General features: G+C 71.7%; 12 protein-coding genes. 8 read left to right on the top strand and 4 right to left on the bottom strand.

Annotated elements, in window-relative coordinates:
- Positions 1 to 37: 37 nt before the first annotated feature.
- From IE242_RS19385 to IE242_RS19375, 3 genes are all read right to left on the bottom strand, one after another.
- Entirely contained in the window at positions 38 to 847 is an 810-nt protein-coding gene (locus tag IE242_RS19385) for an HAD family hydrolase (protein WP_189860940.1), read from the bottom strand.
- Positions 848 to 1037: 190 nt separating this feature from the next.
- Positions 1038 to 2273 (bottom strand): FAD-dependent oxidoreductase, encoded by a 1236-nt coding sequence (locus IE242_RS19380; protein WP_189860937.1) that lies wholly within the window; start codon positions 2271 to 2273, stop codon positions 1038 to 1040.
- A 247-nt stretch (positions 2274 to 2520) separates the two neighbouring features.
- The gene (locus IE242_RS19375; RefSeq protein ID WP_189860936.1) at positions 2521 to 3765 is read right to left on the bottom strand and encodes a carboxylate--amine ligase; all 1245 of its coding nucleotides are present in this window, start codon (positions 3763 to 3765) and stop codon (positions 2521 to 2523) included.
- A gap of 285 nt (positions 3766 to 4050) precedes the next feature.
- Between IE242_RS19375 and fahA the strand changes: the two genes are divergently transcribed.
- The 7 genes from fahA (at position 4051) to IE242_RS19340 (ending at position 12637) form a co-directional block, all read left to right on the top strand.
- On the top strand, positions 4051 to 5409 hold the full coding sequence (fahA, locus tag IE242_RS19370) for a fumarylacetoacetase (protein WP_229859134.1): 1359 nt from the start codon (positions 4051 to 4053) through the stop codon (positions 5407 to 5409).
- 216 nt (positions 5410 to 5625) lie between these two features.
- On the top strand, positions 5626 to 6408 hold the full coding sequence (locus IE242_RS19365) for a GntR family transcriptional regulator (protein ID WP_189860934.1): 783 nt from the start codon (positions 5626 to 5628) through the stop codon (positions 6406 to 6408).
- A 116-nt stretch (positions 6409 to 6524) separates the two neighbouring features.
- A complete protein-coding gene (locus IE242_RS19360; protein ID WP_010986276.1) occupies positions 6525 to 6752 on the top strand; it encodes a 4Fe-4S dicluster domain-containing protein in 228 nt (75 codons plus the stop codon).
- 15 nt (positions 6753 to 6767) lie between these two features.
- On the top strand, positions 6768 to 8111 hold the full coding sequence (locus tag IE242_RS19355) for an ABC transporter substrate-binding protein (protein WP_189860932.1): 1344 nt from the start codon (positions 6768 to 6770) through the stop codon (positions 8109 to 8111).
- Between the two features lie 14 nt (positions 8112 to 8125).
- Positions 8126 to 9001: an ABC transporter permease gene (locus tag IE242_RS19350; protein ID WP_189861262.1), complete on the top strand. Its 876-nt coding sequence runs from the start codon at positions 8126 to 8128 to the stop codon at positions 8999 to 9001.
- Positions 8985 to 9752: an ABC transporter ATP-binding protein gene (locus IE242_RS19345; RefSeq protein WP_189860930.1), complete on the top strand. Its 768-nt coding sequence runs from the start codon at positions 8985 to 8987 to the stop codon at positions 9750 to 9752. The genes IE242_RS19350 and IE242_RS19345 overlap by 17 nt, the downstream gene beginning before the upstream one ends.
- A 65-nt stretch (positions 9753 to 9817) precedes the next feature.
- Positions 9818 to 12637 carry a fumarate reductase/succinate dehydrogenase flavoprotein subunit gene (locus IE242_RS19340; RefSeq protein ID WP_189860928.1) on the top strand — a complete coding sequence of 940 codons (2820 nt, stop codon included), beginning with the start codon at positions 9818 to 9820 and terminating at the stop codon, positions 12635 to 12637.
- 23 nt (positions 12638 to 12660) lie between these two features.
- Here the strand turns inward: IE242_RS19340 and recQ are convergent, their stop codons facing one another.
- Entirely contained in the window at positions 12661 to 14664 is a 2004-nt protein-coding gene (gene recQ / locus IE242_RS19335) for a DNA helicase RecQ (RefSeq protein WP_229859169.1), read from the bottom strand.
- A 294-nt stretch (positions 14665 to 14958) separates the two neighbouring features.
- Between recQ and IE242_RS19330 the strand changes: the two genes are divergently transcribed.
- Positions 14959 to 15561 carry a Uma2 family endonuclease gene (locus IE242_RS19330; RefSeq protein ID WP_189860924.1) on the top strand — a complete coding sequence of 201 codons (603 nt, stop codon included), beginning with the start codon at positions 14959 to 14961 and terminating at the stop codon, positions 15559 to 15561.
- Positions 15562 to 15571: the final 10 nt, after the last annotated feature.

Below are 15571 nucleotides of genomic sequence, written 5' to 3'. Positions count from 1 at the left end.
GCCGGACCGATCGCCAGGAGCGGCGCTCGGCCGACGCTCACCCCGGGAACAGCCTCTCCAGCACCACGGCGATCCCGTCCTCCTCGTTGGACAGGGTCACCTCGTCGGCGACGGCCCTGAGCTCGGAGTGGGCGTTGGCCATGGCCACCCCGTACGCGGACCAGGCGAACATGGGTATGTCGTTCGGCATGTCACCGAAGGCGATGGTCTGCGCCGGGCTCAGTCCGAGCCGCTGCGCGGCCATGTCAAGGCCTGTCGCCTTCGTGACGCCATATGGCTGAAGTTCGACGGTTCCGGGCCCCGACATGGTGACTGTCGCCAGGGAACCGACCACGCGGCGGGCCGCCGCCGCCAACTCGTCGTCGGAGAGCCTGGCGTGGCGGAGCAGCACCTTGCTGATGGGTTCGCGCCACAGGTCGTCGCGTCCCCGCACCGGTACCGAGGGAAGGTGCGGGTGCGGCATCCGGTAGCCCGGCTCTATGAGGGTGCGGCCGTCCACCCCGTCCTGGTCGACGGCCGCGTACACCTGCCCGACCTCCGCTTCTATCTTCTCCAGCGCGGTCCCCGCGAGGTCCCTGTCCAGGGTGACGGACCAGAGCAGCCGGTCCGCGCCGATGTCGTACAGCTGTGCGCCCTGCCCGCACACCGCGAGCCCCGTGCTGCCGAGTGTGCGCAGCAGGGGGCGTACGCGGGGCGCGGGCCGGCCGGTCACGACCAGGTGCCGTGCGCCGGAGGCCATGGCGTCCGCCAGGGCCGAGCGCGTCCTGCCGGAGAGTGAGTCGTCGCCGCGGAGCAGCGTCCCGTCCAGGTCAGTGGCGATGAGGGCGTACACGGTGCGCGGCGTCATGATCAGAGAATACGGACCGGTAGGGCTCAACCGTCCGGCGTGAACCAGACGACGTCGGCCGCCCCGGACACGCCAACGCCCGCGCGCGGGGAGGGCAGTTGTCGTGTCGCCCTCCGTACGTGCCGCCCCTCGTACGTGCCGCCCCTCGTACGTGTCGCCCCTCGTACGTGTCGCCCCTCGTACGTGTCGATCACCCGTGGGCCGCCGCCAGGTGCCCGACCAGCCGCCGCGAGGCGAACTCCGTACCGCACACGAAGCGCATCACCGGCCCGTACGACGCCGCCGCAGGCAGCCCGGTGAAGTACAGCCCGGGTACCGATGAGCGGTACCCGGCCCCGAGCTTCGGCGTCCCCCGGCTCACCGCCAGCTCCGTACGCAGCTCATGGCCGAGGAAGCCCATCGCCGCGAGGTCCACCCGGTAGCCCGTGGCGGCGATCACGTGGTCGGCCGCCAGTTCCTCCGTACGGCCCTCGTGGGTGCGCACCGCCAGCACGGGCCGCCCGTCGATGGCGCCCGCGCGGACGATCCGCTCCACCTCCCGGACCTCCACCATTCCCTCGAAGCGCTCGCGCAGCCACCAGGCGCCGAGCGGCCCGAGCACCCGGCGCACCAGGAAGTGACGGGCGCCGGCGGGCAGCCGGCGGTAGGGGTGCGGGTAGTAGCTGAGCGCCCACAGCGACCAGGCCCGGCCGAACGGCGACTCGGGCCGGAGCCGGGGCTGCCGCCACGGCGGCGCGCCGAAGGCCACCTTGCCGTGCCCGCGCGCCACCACCCGTACCCGCGCCCCGGCCTCCGCCGCCAGCACCGCCGTCTCCAGCGCGGACTGCCCGGCACCGACGACGAGCAGCTCCTTGCCCGCGAATTGGGACAGGTCGTGGTGCTGGGAGCTGTGCGAGAGCGGACCGGTGGGGGTGGGCCCGTCGGGCACCGCGCCCGCGAGTTCGGGCGGAAGGTGGGCGAGTCCGGACAGACCGGTCGCCACGACGACGGCCCGCGCCGTGAACGACTCCCCGGAGTCCAGTTTGAGTTCGAATCCCGCGCCGTCCGCCCCTTTGCCGCCCGCTCCCTTGCCACCCGCCCGCCGGTCCACGGACACGACCCGCACCCGCTCCAGCCCGGGCACCAGCCGCTGCTGGAACCACAGGCCGTAGTCGATGAACGTCTCCACGGGAATGATGTCCTCGTCCGTGACCAGCCGCGCCATGCCCGCCGCGTCGCAGTAGTCGGCGAGGGTGTGGCCGCCCTGCGGCGCGTCGATGCTGGAGGCGGCGGGCGTGGATTTGAGGAGCATTCCGGCGGGCATGTGGTCCCGCCAGCTCACCATGGGTTCACCGAAGACACGGGCCGGAATGCCGCGCCCCCGCAGATGGGCGGCGGTGGACAGCCCGAACGGCCCGGCGCCGATCACTGCAACCGGATGAATCACGAAGTCCCTCCCCGGAACACGATGTACCTACTTCGTGGTCGTACTGTGCTGTTGCTACTGGCGGCCCCGCCCCCGCTTGCCCGCCCCCGCTTCCCCGGTGGCCTTCCCTCTGCCCGCTGACGCGGCTTCGCCCTTTCCCCGACGCGGCCTCGCCCTCTTCCCGACGCGGCCTCGCCCTCTTCCTGACGCGGCCTCGCCTCACGGTGCCGCGGCTTCGCCCTACCGCTGGCGCGACTTCGCCCTCTCGCTAACGCGGCTTCGCGGTCGCGCCACGGCGGTTGGTCCGCCACAGCTGGTACAGATGCTTCACCCCCGGCCGTACGAAGCGCACGAGCATCATGAGGAACGGCCACAGATCGTCCCGCGCGAACCAGGCCAGTTCCGTACCGCTCGCACGAGCCGGAGCGTGCGGTGTCGTGTAGCCGCTGCGCCGGTAGGCGAGCAGCGCGGGCAGATCGATGTTCTCCACGACGTACCGGCGGCCGGTGAGCTGCTCCCCCTCCGGAACCGGCCGGCCGGTCAGATCGAGGTGCAGCGCACGGATGACGTCGATCCCCGACTCGTTCTCGAACAGCCGGAACTGCGCGCCCATCCGCGGATTGAAGTCGAGGAGCTTGTACTGCCCGTCCCTGCGGTCGAACCGCAGGTCGAGATCGACTACCCCGCTGAAGCCGATCTCCTTGATGAACCGCGTCGCGAGGTCCGCGAGTTCCGGATTGTCGACGATGTACGCGTTGGCGGTCATCCCCGCGTGCGGCGGCCACGACCGCACCTTGACCCCGGTGAACATGGCCAGCGGCGCCGACTCCGCGTCGAAGTACGCGTGCACGACCCAGTCCTCGGCGTCCTCCCGCGGCAGATACTCCTGGAGGATCACGCCGGGCCGCTCGCCCCACTCCCGCGCCAGCCGGAGCAGCCCCTCCCGGCACTCGATCCGGGTGGTGCCGTTCACCGCGGGACGCTTCCGCCGTACGAAGGCCTCCCGGTTCTTGGCCACCACCGGGAATCTCGCGGTCGCGGCGAACCGCTCGACATCCTCGTACGCTCTGGGGAAGAAGGCCGCGGGGCTGGCGATGCCGTGTTTCACGCACAGATCGTGCAGTCCCTCCTTGCTGGCGAGGCGGCGCGGCAGTCCGGGTTCCACCCGCGGGAAGAGGAACTGCCCCTCCAGTTCCGCCTGGTGCTCGGCGATGAGCACGGCGGCCTCCTCGTCGGTCGGGATGAGCACCGTCGGGCGCCCGATTCTCCGCCCGATCCGCAGCAGTCCCGCCACCAGCCGTTCGGGCGCCTCCGTGCCGGTGGTCGGCCAGACGAAGGCGCGTTTCAGGTACCGGGAGACGGCGGCGGGCGTCCAGCGGTCCTCGGTGATGGCGTACACCGGCACGCCGAGCCGCCCGAGGCTGCGGATGGCGCCCACTCCGCCGTGGTGCAGCGGATAGTTCCCGAACTTCACGATCAGTCCGGGCACGCCCCGGTCGACGTCGAACGACACACTTGAACCACGCCCACGCACGGGTCCCCCCTACTTGGCCCCCTGAGCCCCCTGACAGACCCGGACCCGCCCCGTCCGCGTCCCCCCAAAGGACGCTAAGCCGGAACTTCCCGTTCCGACCAAGCCGTATTAGGACATTGCGAACTCTTTAGACAATGCATGTCCACCCTGGCTGCCCACCTCCCATGCGTCTCGCCCGCCCCTGCCCGGATCCGTCCCCTCGCCGTAACGTGTGCCGCGACCACCACGGCCACACGGACAGCACGGAAAGCGAGGCACCACCCGATGCCCCCCTTCGATGTCCCCGAGGGCGATCCCTTCGGTCCGCACAATCTCCCGTACGGCGTGTTCTCCCTGCCCGGATCCGGCTCGGAGTCGGGCTCCGGCTCCGAGTCGGGCTCTGACCCCGATTCCAGCTTCGAGTCGGGCTCTGACCTCGATCCCGGCTCCGGCTCCAGCTCCGGCTCCGGCTCCAGCTCCAGCTCCAGCTCCAGCTCCAGCTCCAGCTCCCGGAGGATCGGCGTCCGCTTGGGCGACCACGTACTCGACGCGGGCGCCGCGGCCCGCGCCCTCGCCTCCCCCTACGCCCCTCTCCTCTCCCGGCCCACCCTCAACCCCCTCCTCGCCGCCGGCCGCACCACCTGGTCCGACGTCCGCCGTGCCCTCACCACCTGGGTGACGGTCCCCTCCCACCAGGAGACGATCGCGCCCTTCCTGCACCCGCTGTCCTCCGTGACCCTCCACCTCCCCTTCGAGGTGGCGGACTACGTCGACTTCTACGCATCCGAGAATCACGCCCGGAACGTCGGCCAGATCTTCCGCCCGGACTCCGCCGACCCCCTCACCCCCAACTGGAAGCACCTTCCGATCGGTTACCACGGCCGGTCCGGCACGGTGGTGGTCTCCGGCACGGACGTCGTACGTCCCTCGGGCCAGCGCAAGGCCCCCACCGACCCGGCCCCCGTCTTCGGCCCCTCCGTCCGCCTGGACATCGAGGCGGAGGTCGGCTTCGTGGTCGGCGCCCCCTCCCCCATGGGCACCCCGGTCCCCCTCTCCTCCTTCCGCGACCACGTCTTCGGCCTGTGCCTGCTGAACGACTGGTCGGCGCGGGACATCCAGGCCTGGGAGTACGTCCCCCTCGGCCCCTTCCTCGGCAAGTCCTTCGCCACCTCCGTATCGGCGTGGATCACTCCCCTGGACGCCCTGGAGGACGCCCGGGTCCGCCCGCCGGAGCGCACCCATCCCCTCCTCCCCTATCTGGACGACTCCGCCGAGGACGAGGACCCGTACGGCTACGACCTGCGCATCTCGGTGGCGGTCAACGGCCACGTCGTCTCCGAGCCGCCGTTCTCCACGATGTACTGGACGGCCGCGCAGCAGCTCGCCCACATGACGGTCAACGGCGCCTCCCTGCGTACGGGCGACCTGTACGGCTCCGGCACCGTCAGCGGCCCGTCGGAACGGGAGCGTGGCTCCCTCCTGGAACTCACCTGGAACGGCCGCGACCCCCTGGAGCTCCCCGACGGCAAGCGCTCCTTCCTGGAGGACGGCGACGAGGTGACCCTCACCGCGTGGGCGCCGGGACCGCACGGCACCCGCGTGGGACTGGGCGAGGTGCGGGGGAGGGTGCTCACGGGAGCTTGACCGCACTGGCACGCACTGTCACTCACCGGCGGGCGCAGGCATTCACCGGCGGGCACGGGCACTCATCGGCGGGCACGGGCACTCACCGGCGGGCACTGGCACATCTAGCCCCTCGTACCGGGGAAACCGCAGGTCAGCGACATAGCTGACGACGCGGCAGGTGGCGCAACACTTCGGCAACACACCATTCCCTACCGCATCGGTATGGTTCCGGGCATGCCTTCCGAACGCATCCGAGAACACGCCGGACAGGGCGCGACCACCGTCGCCGCCCACCGGCGGCGGCTGCGCGCGGACCGGGCCAGGCAGCTCGCCGACCTCCTGCGCCACCAGCTGCTGACCGGCGGCTTCCCGGACGGCGCCCTCCCCCACGAGGCGGCCATCGGGGCCGACTACGGCGCCTCCCGCAACACCGTCCGCCAGGCCCTCGACCTGCTGCGCGCCGAGGGCCTGGTGGAGCGCCAGCCCGGCGTCGGCACGGTCGTCGTCGCCCGGAAGTATCCCCACGGCCTCGACCGCCTGATGGGGCTCGCGGAGACCCTGCACGAGCACGGCCGGGTCACCAACGAGGTCCGCACGATGGGCCCCGTGCCCGCCCCCGTACCGGTGGCCGACCGCCTCCGGCTCCCGGTCGGCTCCGACGTCCTCTACATCGAACGCCTGCGCCGCCTGAACGGCCTCCCCCTGTCCCTGGACCTCACCTACATCCCTCTCGACATCGGCACCGCGCTCCTGGAGGCCGACCTGGAGAGCACCGACGTCTTCCGCCTCCTGGAGGCCACCACCGGGCAGGCCCTCGGGCACGCGGAGATCACCCTGGAGGCCGTGAACGCGGACGCACACTCCGCCGCCGTCCTCCAGGCCCCGCGAGGAGCGGCCGTCCTGATGCTGGAACGGCTCACCCATCTCGCCGACGGCCGCCCCGTGGACCTCGAGTTCATCCGCTTCCGCGGCGACCGCATCACGATGAGCGGCCTGCTGCGCCGCCGTTCGCTGTAGCCACCAGCCCTCGCTCCCGCACGAGTTCTCGATCTCGCCCCAGCCCTCACTCCCGCCCCAGTTCTCGCCCTCGCCCTCACCCTCGCCCTCGCCTGCGCACCTTCCTGGAGACAGTCATGCCCTTGGCGCCCCAGCGGGCCGACGTGCCCGTGACCATCGACGAGTCGAAGTGCATCGACGGCTGCACGCTCTGTGTGGACATGTGCCCGCTGGACTCCCTCGCCATCGACGAGAGCAACGGCAAGGCGTACATGCACGTCGACGAGTGCTGGTACTGCGGCCCGTGCGCGGCCCGCTGTCCCACCGGAGCCGTCACGGTCAACATGCCCTATCTGCTCCGGTGAGAGGCCTCGACGATCATGAAACGCACCGCAGTCGCCGTGTCCGCCGTCGCTCTGCTCCTGCCGCTGGCGGGCTGCGGCGGCAGCGCCGAGGCCGGTGACGGCTCCACCGTCACCGTCACCGTCGGCTATCAGTCGAAGACCATCAACACCGTCACGGCAGGCACCCTGCTCCGCTCCCTCGGCTCCTTCGAGAAGCAGCTGAACGCCCTCGACGACGGCATCACCTACAAGGTGAACTGGCAGGACTACGCCACCGGCGCCCCCATCACCGCCCAGATGACCGCCGGGAAGATCGACATCGGCTCGATGGGCGACTTCCCGCTCCTGCTCAACGCGGCCCGTGGCAAGCAGCTCAACCAGCCCACGCGCCTGGTCTCGGTCACCGGCTACAACCTGCGCGGCGGCCTCAACACCATCGTCACCGCCCCGGACTCGGCCCTCGCCGACCTCGAGGACCTGCGCGGCAAGAAGGTCTCCACGAGCGTCGGCTCGGCGGCCGACGGCACCCTCGTACGGGCTCTCCAGCGCGCCGGCCTGGACCCGGAGAAGGACATCGAGAAGCTGAACCAGCAGCCCGCGGTGGGTGCTTCGGCGCTCTCGGCGGGCAGCGCGGACGCGCTCTCGCAGTTCGTCGCGTGGCCCGGACTGCTCGCGTACCAGGGCAAGGCGAAGGCGCTGTACGACGGCGCGGAGCTGGACCTGCCGACGTTCCACGGCGTCACGGTGCGCGAGGACTTCGCGAAGCGGCGCCCGGCCGTGCTCGACGCCTTCCTGAAGGCCCAGGCGGAGGCCACCGACTACCTCGGCGAGCACCCCGTGGCCGCCGCCGAGAGGGTCGCCGACGCCACCGGCCTGCCCTCCGAGGTGGTCTACCTCTACAACGGCGCCCACGGCATCGCCACCTTCGACCCGGCCGTCAAACCGCAGCTCGTCGCCGCCCTGAAGGAGGACGTCCCGATCCTGAAGGCGGCGAAGCTGACCGGGGACGTCGACGTGGACGCCTTCGTCGACGACCAGTACGTGAAGAAGGCCCTGGGCGCGGAGTACGCCGAGCGCCTCTCCTCGGCCCCGCCGACGGCCGCGAGCGAGGTCTGGCCGAAGGGCGCCGACGAGACCCGTACGTTCAAGACGCCCGCCGAGCTCCTGACGTACGTCGCGCGGCACAAGGACGGCGTCCGCGCCGCCTACGTCCCCGACGCCACCACCGGCACCCTCTGGTTCGCCGACAAGGCGGTGTGGGTGGCGGACGGTGAACAGCTCCTCCCCTTCCTCACGACGGCGACCGCCGAGGCGTACGTCGCCGGGCACGGCGGCGCCCGGGTCATCACGTACGACGAGGCGCTGGAGCGCGCGTCATGAACCGCCGGAGCGTCATGAGCCGGTACGCGCTGCGGGTCACCTCGATCGCGGCCGCCCTCGGCCTCTGGCAGTTGCTGACCAGCGCGAACGTGGACCTGTGGCTGCGCTTCTCGCAGTTCCCGACCGTCACCGACGTGGCCCGCGCCTTCGCCGGCCGCCTGGCCGGCGACGACTACTGGACGGACCTCACCGACAGCCTGACCCGCATCCTCACGGGCTTCCTGCTGGCGGCGGTGCTGGGCGTGGCCACGGGTGTGCTGGTGGCCCGCTCCCGCCTCGCCGAGGACCTCCTCGGCACGGTCCTGGAGGTCGTCCGCCCGATCCCGGCCATCGCCCTAGTCCCCGTGGCGATCCTCCTCTTCCCCGACAACGAACAGGGCATCGTCTTCATCACCTGCACCGCCGCGTTCTTCCCGGTGCTGGTCTCCACCCGGCACGCGGTCCGGGCGCTGACCCCGGTGTGGGAGGAGGCGGTGCGGACCATGGGCGGCGGCCGGTGGCGGATCCTCGGCTCGGTCGTGCTGCCGGGCGCGCTGCCGGGCATCTTCGGCGGCCTGTCCGTCGGCATCGGCGTCTCGTGGATCTGTGTGATCTCCGCCGAGATGATCTCCGGCCAGTACGGCGTCGGCTACCGCACCTGGCAGGACTACACGGTCGTCGACTACCCGGGCGTCTTCGTCGGCATGGTGACGATCGGGGTACTGGGCTGGCTGACGTCCACCGCCGTGGAACTGGCCGGACGCAGGCTGACCCGCTGGCTGCCGCGCACGTCGTACGTCGCCGGGGTGCGGCCGCCACGGGGGGAGCGCGGCGCCGCCGCTCGCACCCCCGTACCGGCAGGCTCCCGGGCCGAGGAGGAGGTACCGAAGACCCATGACCAGTTCGTCTGACGTTCGATCACTGTCCCGATCGGGTGCCGGTCTCGCCCTGCGCGGCGTCACTCTCGGGCGCCCGGGCGCGCCGGTGCTGGACGGAGTGGACCTCGACGTGGCTCCCGGCGAGATCATCACCGTCGTCGGCCCCTCCGGGTGCGGCAAGTCGACCCTGCTGCGCACGCTGGCCGGGCTGCTGACTCCCCTCGGCGGGGAGGTCATCGAGGACGGTCGCCCCCTGGCGGGTCCCGCCGCCGACCGCGCCCTGATCTTCCAGGAGGACGCCCTCCTGCCCTGGCGCACCCTGCGCGCCAACGTCGAACTCCCGCTGGCCATCCGTGGCGTGCCGCGCTCCGAACGCCGTGCACAGGCCGAGGAATGGCTGGCCCGCGTCGGCCTCGCCGAACACGCCCGCCACCTGCCGCACCGCGTCTCCGGGGGACAGCGCCAGCGCGCGCAACTGGCCCGCGCTCTCGCCGCACGCCCCCGCGCGGTCCTGATGGACGAACCCTTCGGCGCCCTCGACGCCCAGACCCGCGCCGGCATGCAGGACCTGCTGGTGCAGGTGTTGCGGGGCACCGGGGCGACGGTCGTCTTCGTCACCCACGACGTGGACGAGGCCCTGTTCCTCGGCGACCGAGTGGCCCTCCTCGGTGACGGCCACCTCCTCGCCGTACGCGACGTGCCCCGCCCACGCGACCGCACGGCACACGACGACCCGGCGCGCGTGACGCTGCGCCGCGCCGTCCTCGCATCCCTCGGCACCTGATCCTCCCTCGGCACCTGACCCTCCAACGGCACCTGACCCTCCATCGGCACCTGAAAGGCACCCCGGTGACCACCCCTGTGCAGATCCCCGCCCTCAGCGACGCCGAGGAACTCACCTGCGACGTCCTCGTCATCGGCGGCGGCACCGCCGGCACGATGGCGGCACTGACCGCCGCCGAGCACGGCGCGAACGTGCTCCTGCTGGAGAAGGCCCACGTCCGCCACTCCGGCGCGCTCGCCATGGGCATGGACGGCGTCAACAACGCGGTCATCCCCGGCCGTGCCGAACCCGACGACTACGTCGCCGAGATCACCCGCGCCAACGACGGCATCGTCGACCAGTCCACCGTCCGCCAGACCGCGACCCGCGGCTTCGCCATGGTGCAGCGGCTGGAGTCGTACGGCGTGAAGTTCGAGAAGGACGAGCACGGCGAGTACGCGGTGCGCCAGGTGCACCGTTCCGGCTCCTACGTGCTGCCGATGCCGGAGGGCAAGGACGTCAAGAAGGTCCTGTACCGGCAGCTGCGGCGCCGGGAGATGCGAGAGCGGATCCGCATCGAGAACCGGGTGATGCCGGTGCGCGTGCTGACGACGGAGGGCCGTGCCGTGGGGGCGGCGGGCCTCAACACCCGCACGGGACAGTTCGTCCAGGTCCGCGCGGGCGCGGTGATCCTGGCGACCGGCGCCTGCGGCCGCCTCGGCCTGCCCGCGTCGGGCTACCTCTACGGCACGTACGAGAACCCGACCAACGCGGGCGACGGCTACGCGATGGCCTACCACGCGGGCGCCGAACTGACCGGCATCGAATGCTTCCAGATCAACCCGCTGATCAAGGACTACAACGGTCCGGCCTGCGCCTACGTCGCCAACCCCTTCGGCGGCTACCAGGTCAACCGGCACGGTGAACGCTTCGTCGACTCCGACTACTGGTCGGGCCAGATGATGGCGGAGTTCGCGGCGGAGGTGGCGAGCGACCGGGGCCCGGTCTACCTGAAACTGAGCCACCTCCCCGAGGAGTCGATCTCGGCCCTGGAGTCGATCCTGCACTCCACGGAGCGCCCGACCCGCGGCACCTTCCACTCCGGCCGCGGTCACGACTACCGCACCCATGACATCGAGATGCACATCTCCGAGATCGGCCTCTGCGGCGGCCACTCGGCCTCGGGCGTCCGGGTCGACGACCACGCCCGCACGACCGTCCCCCGCCTGTACGCCGCCGGCGACCTGGCCTGCGTACCGCACAACTACATGATCGGCGCCTTCGTCTTCGGCGACCTGGCGGGCGCGGACGCGGCCCAGTACCGGGCGTACGAGGGCGAGTTGCCCCATGACCAGCTCCGGGACGCCCACGACCTGATCTACCGCCCCCTGCGCAACCCCGACGGCCCCCCGCAGCCCCAGGTCGAGTACAAACTCCGCCGCTTCGTGAACGACTACGTGGCCCCGCCGAAGTCCGGCGCCCGCCTCTCCCTGGCGCTGGAGCACTTCGAGCGGATGCGGGACGAGATCGCGGGCATGGGCGCCCGCACCCCGCACGAACTGATGCGCTGTGCCGAGGTCACCTTCATCCGCGACTGCGCCGAATTGGCGGCCCGCTCCTCCCTCACCCGCACGGAGTCCCGCTGGGGCCTCTACCACGACCGCGTCGACCACCCCCACCGCGACGACACCACCTGGTTCCACCACCTCGACCTCCGCAAGTCCCCGTCCGGCGCGATGGAGTTCACGGCCCGCCCCGTCGCTCCGTACCTGGTCCCGGTCGAGGGCTTCGCCCCGGTCGGCGGGCTGTCCCGTCCCCTTGGCGAGATCCACGCGGAGGACGTGGCGACGGCGGGGAGGCGGGAGGTGGCTCCGGTGGCGGAGCGGTTGGTGGGGGCGGGGAGTGCGGTGGGGGCAGGAAGTGCGGTGGGCGCGGGGAGCGCGGTGGGCACGGGGAGGGGGAGCGACGGCTCGGGGAGGGGGCCCCTCCCCCTCCCCGACCCCACCCCTGAGCCTTCCGCCGAGAACCTCTCGGCCCGCCTCCTCGAACTCGTCGCCCTCGCCGAGGAGCAGCCCGGCCTCGACGCACTGCAGCCCTACTTGACCGACCCCGCGCCCACCGTCCGGCGCGAAGCCGTCGCCGTTCTCACGGAGACCCTGCCGACCGGCACGGGCCCCGCCCTGGCCGCCGCGCTCCGCGACCCCCAGGGCGACGTGCGTGCCGCCGCCGCGGCCTCCCTGCGCGAACTGGTCGAGACGCTGCCGCCCGACACGGCCCTGCGCGATGGCCTCGCCGATGCCTTGTCGGAGGCCGATCCCGTGGTCCGCGCCGCCGCGCTGGACGTGCTGCGCGCCCTGCGCCTGGGCGATGCCGACCTGTTCGCCTGCTCCCTCACCGACCCCGACATCACCGTCCGTATCGAGGCGGTGCGTGCCCTTGTCTCGGTCGACGCGGCCCAACAGCTGGCGCGTGCGGCGGACGACCCGTCCCGCGAGGTCCGCGTCACGGTGGCGAAGGCCCTGGCCACGGTCGCCTCCGGGGCTGCCGAGCGGACCGCGCTGCACCGGCTCACCGAGGACACCGACCCCTTGGTGCGCGGTGCCGCGTTCGGGGCGCTGGCCACCACCGGTTGCCCGGAGCCGCTGAGCGCTCAGGCCGTCGCCGCGCTGGACGATCCGGCCTGGCAGGTCCGTGCGGGCGCCGCCACCGCACTGTCCGCCGCCAGGAAGGAGAGTGCCGTACCCGCCCTCACCAAGGCCCTCACCGACGCCAACGCCGACGTCCGCAAGGCAGCCGTCCTGGCCCTGACCCGGCACGCCGCCGACGCGGACGCCCGCACGGCCCTCACCACGGCCACCAAGGACTCCGACGCGGACGTCAGGGCCTATGCGACACGTGCCCTATGACCACGGCCTGACCACGCGACCCCCTACGCCCAGTCGTCCGGCTCGGGTTCCGGCTCCGTGTCCGGCCAGTCGAAGCCGACGTCCGCCCCGACGTCCGCGCCGACGTCCGCGCCGCTCGCCGAACCGTCGGAGCCGGCCGGGGCGGGAGTCCCGCCCAGGTCCGGAGACCCACCCAAGGAGGCAAGCACCCCCAGCACCCCCTCCCCGTACGTCGCCAGCTTCTTCTCGCCGACTCCGGTGATGCTCCCCAGCTCGGCCACGGATGTGGGCCGTATGGTCGCGATCTCGCGGAGCGTCGCGTCGTGGAAGATGACGTACGCGGGAACGCCCTGTTCCCGGGCCCGCTCACCCCGCCACGAGCGCAGTGCCTCGAACACCGGCACGAGCTCGGGCGCCAGCTCGGCCGCCACCGCGCCCTTCGCCTTCCGCTCGCCGCCCCGGCCGGCCGAGGACGACTTCGCGGCGGCGACCCGCTTGGCCGGCTCCTTCCGCAGCGGCACCTCGCGCTCCCGCCGCAGGACCGTCCCGCTCTCCTCGGTGAGCACCAGCGTCCCGTACTCGCCCTCGACGGCGAGCAGCCCCTGTGCCAGTAGCTGCCGGGCGACGCCCCGCCACTCGGCCTCCGACAGCTCCTCGCCGATGCCGAACACGGACAGCTGGTCGTGGTCGAACTGGATCACCTTGGCGGTGCGCCGGCCGAGCAGGATGTCGACGATCTGCCCGGCACCGAACTTCTGGCCCCGCTCCCGCTTCAGCCGCACCACCGTGGACAGCAGCTTCTGGGCGGCGACCGTGCCGTCCCAGGTCTCCGGCGGGGTCAGGCACGTGTCGCAGTTGCCGCAGCCGCCGGCGCCCGGCTCCTGGCCGAAGTAGGCGAGAAGCTGCCCGCGACGGCACTGGGCCGTCTCGCACAGCGCCAGCATCGCGTCCAGGTGAGCGGCGGCCCGGCGGCGGAACGCCTCGTCGCCCTCGCCCGTCTGGATCATCTTCCGCTGTTGGACCACGTCCTGCAGCCCGTACGCCATCCATGCCGTCGACGGCAGCCCGTCCCGGCCCGCGCGGCCCGTCTCCTGGTAGTAGCCCTCCACCGACTTCGGCAGGTCGAGGTGGGCGACGAACCGTACGTCCGGCTTGTCGATGCCCATGCCGAAGGCGATGGTCGCCACGACGACCAGGCCCTCCTCGCGCAGGAACCGCGACTGGTGGGCCGCGCGCGTTCCCGCGTCCAGGCCCGCGTGGTACGGCACCGCCTCGATGCCGTTGCGGGTGAGGAACTCGGCCGTCTTCTCCACCGAGTTCCGCGACAGGCAGTACACGATGCCCGCGTCGCCCGCGTGCTCCTCGCGCAGAAAGGAGAGGAGCTGCTTCTTGGGATCGGCCTTCGGAACTATCCGGTACTGGATGTTGGGCCGGTCGAAGCTCGCCTCGAAGTGGCGGGCCTGCGGCATGCCCAGCCGCTCGGTGATCTCCCGGTGGGTGGTGCGCGTGGCGGTGGCGGTGAGCGCGATCCGCGGTACGTCCGGCCAGCGCTCGCCCAGCAGCGACAGTGCCAGGTAGTCGGGGCGGAAGTCGTGGCCCCACTGCGACACGCAGTGCGCCTCGTCGATCGCGAAGACGGAGATCTTGCCGCGCGCGAGCAGGTCGAGCGTGCCTTCCAGGCGCAGCCGCTCCGGCGCCAGGTACAGCAGGTCCAGCTCGCCCGCCAGGAACTGGGCCTCCACCACGCGCCGCTCGTCGAAGTCCTGCGTGGAGTTGATGAAGCCGGCGCTCACACCCAGCGCCCGCAGCGCGTCCACCTGGTCCTGCATGAGCGCGATGAGCGGGGAGACCACGATGCCCGTACCCGGTCTGACGAGCGCCGGGATCTGGTAGCAGAGCGACTTCCCGCCGCCGGTCGGCATGAGCACGACGGCGTCGCCGCCGGCCACCACATGCTCGATGATCTCTTCCTGCTGGCCGCGGAACGCCTGGTACCCGAAGACACGGTGCAGCGTGGCGAGTGCCTCGCTGTCGCCGTGGTCCGGCATCCCGCCAGCCACGCCCGCTCCGGCCGGTTCCGCCGTCGCGTCGATTCCGGTCATCACACCTAGTCCGCTCATAGTCCCGTCCCCCGTACGTCGTGGTCGTTCGTGGCTCCTCGACCACTGCATCCACGATAGGGGCCCGGACTGACAGGCAAGGAGTTATCCACAGGCTGGCCGCCGTGGAACCGGAGCACCTCGTCAAAGACCCGGCACTCGTTCACACGTACGCGCGAGACCTGCCCGTTTCCGGCCGATAGTCTGAAGTGACCGGCGAGACTCCGTCCCATGGGAGCACTCATGAGCGTCGAACCCAAGACGTCCACACCCACCTGGCCAAGCCCACCGGAGGGCGGCTGGACCGCCGACGACCTGGATCAGCTTCCGAATCTGCCTCCGCACACGGAACTGATCGACGGGAGCCTGGTCTTCGTGAGTCCGCAGACTCTTTTCCACTCACGCGCTGTCACCTTCTTCGAGTGGCAGCTCGAATCGCTGGCCCCCGAGGAGTTCGAGGTCATCCGCGAATTCACCATCGACATCGACCGGCAGAACCGGCCCGAGCCGGATGTGGTCGTGGTGCGTGGTGACGTGGTGGACGATCCGGAGCAGACCCGCTTCCCGGCCGAAGCCGTCCTGCTCGCCGTCGAGGTCGTCTCCCCGGACTCCGTCTCGCGGGACCGGGAGACCAAGCCGCACAAGTACGCGCGAGCAGGCATTCCCCACTACTGGCGGGTCGAGAACGAGAAGGGCCTCGCCGTGGTGCACGCTTTCGAGCTGGAACCGACCACCGGCGCCTACACCAGCGTCGGAATCTTCCGGGAGCGCATGAAGGTCGCTGCCCCGTTCCCCGTCGACCTCGACCTCACCGGCATCAGGACACGGCGCGAGCGCAGCCAGTAGTTCTCGATGG

Origin of the sequence: Streptomyces poonensis, assembly GCF_014650915.1 — a bacterium.
GTDB classification, from domain to species: Bacteria; Actinomycetota; Actinomycetes; order Streptomycetales; family Streptomycetaceae; genus Streptomyces; species Streptomyces poonensis.
Note: the sequence above shows the minus strand (reverse complement) of the source record. Positions and strands in the feature narration are given on the sequence as shown.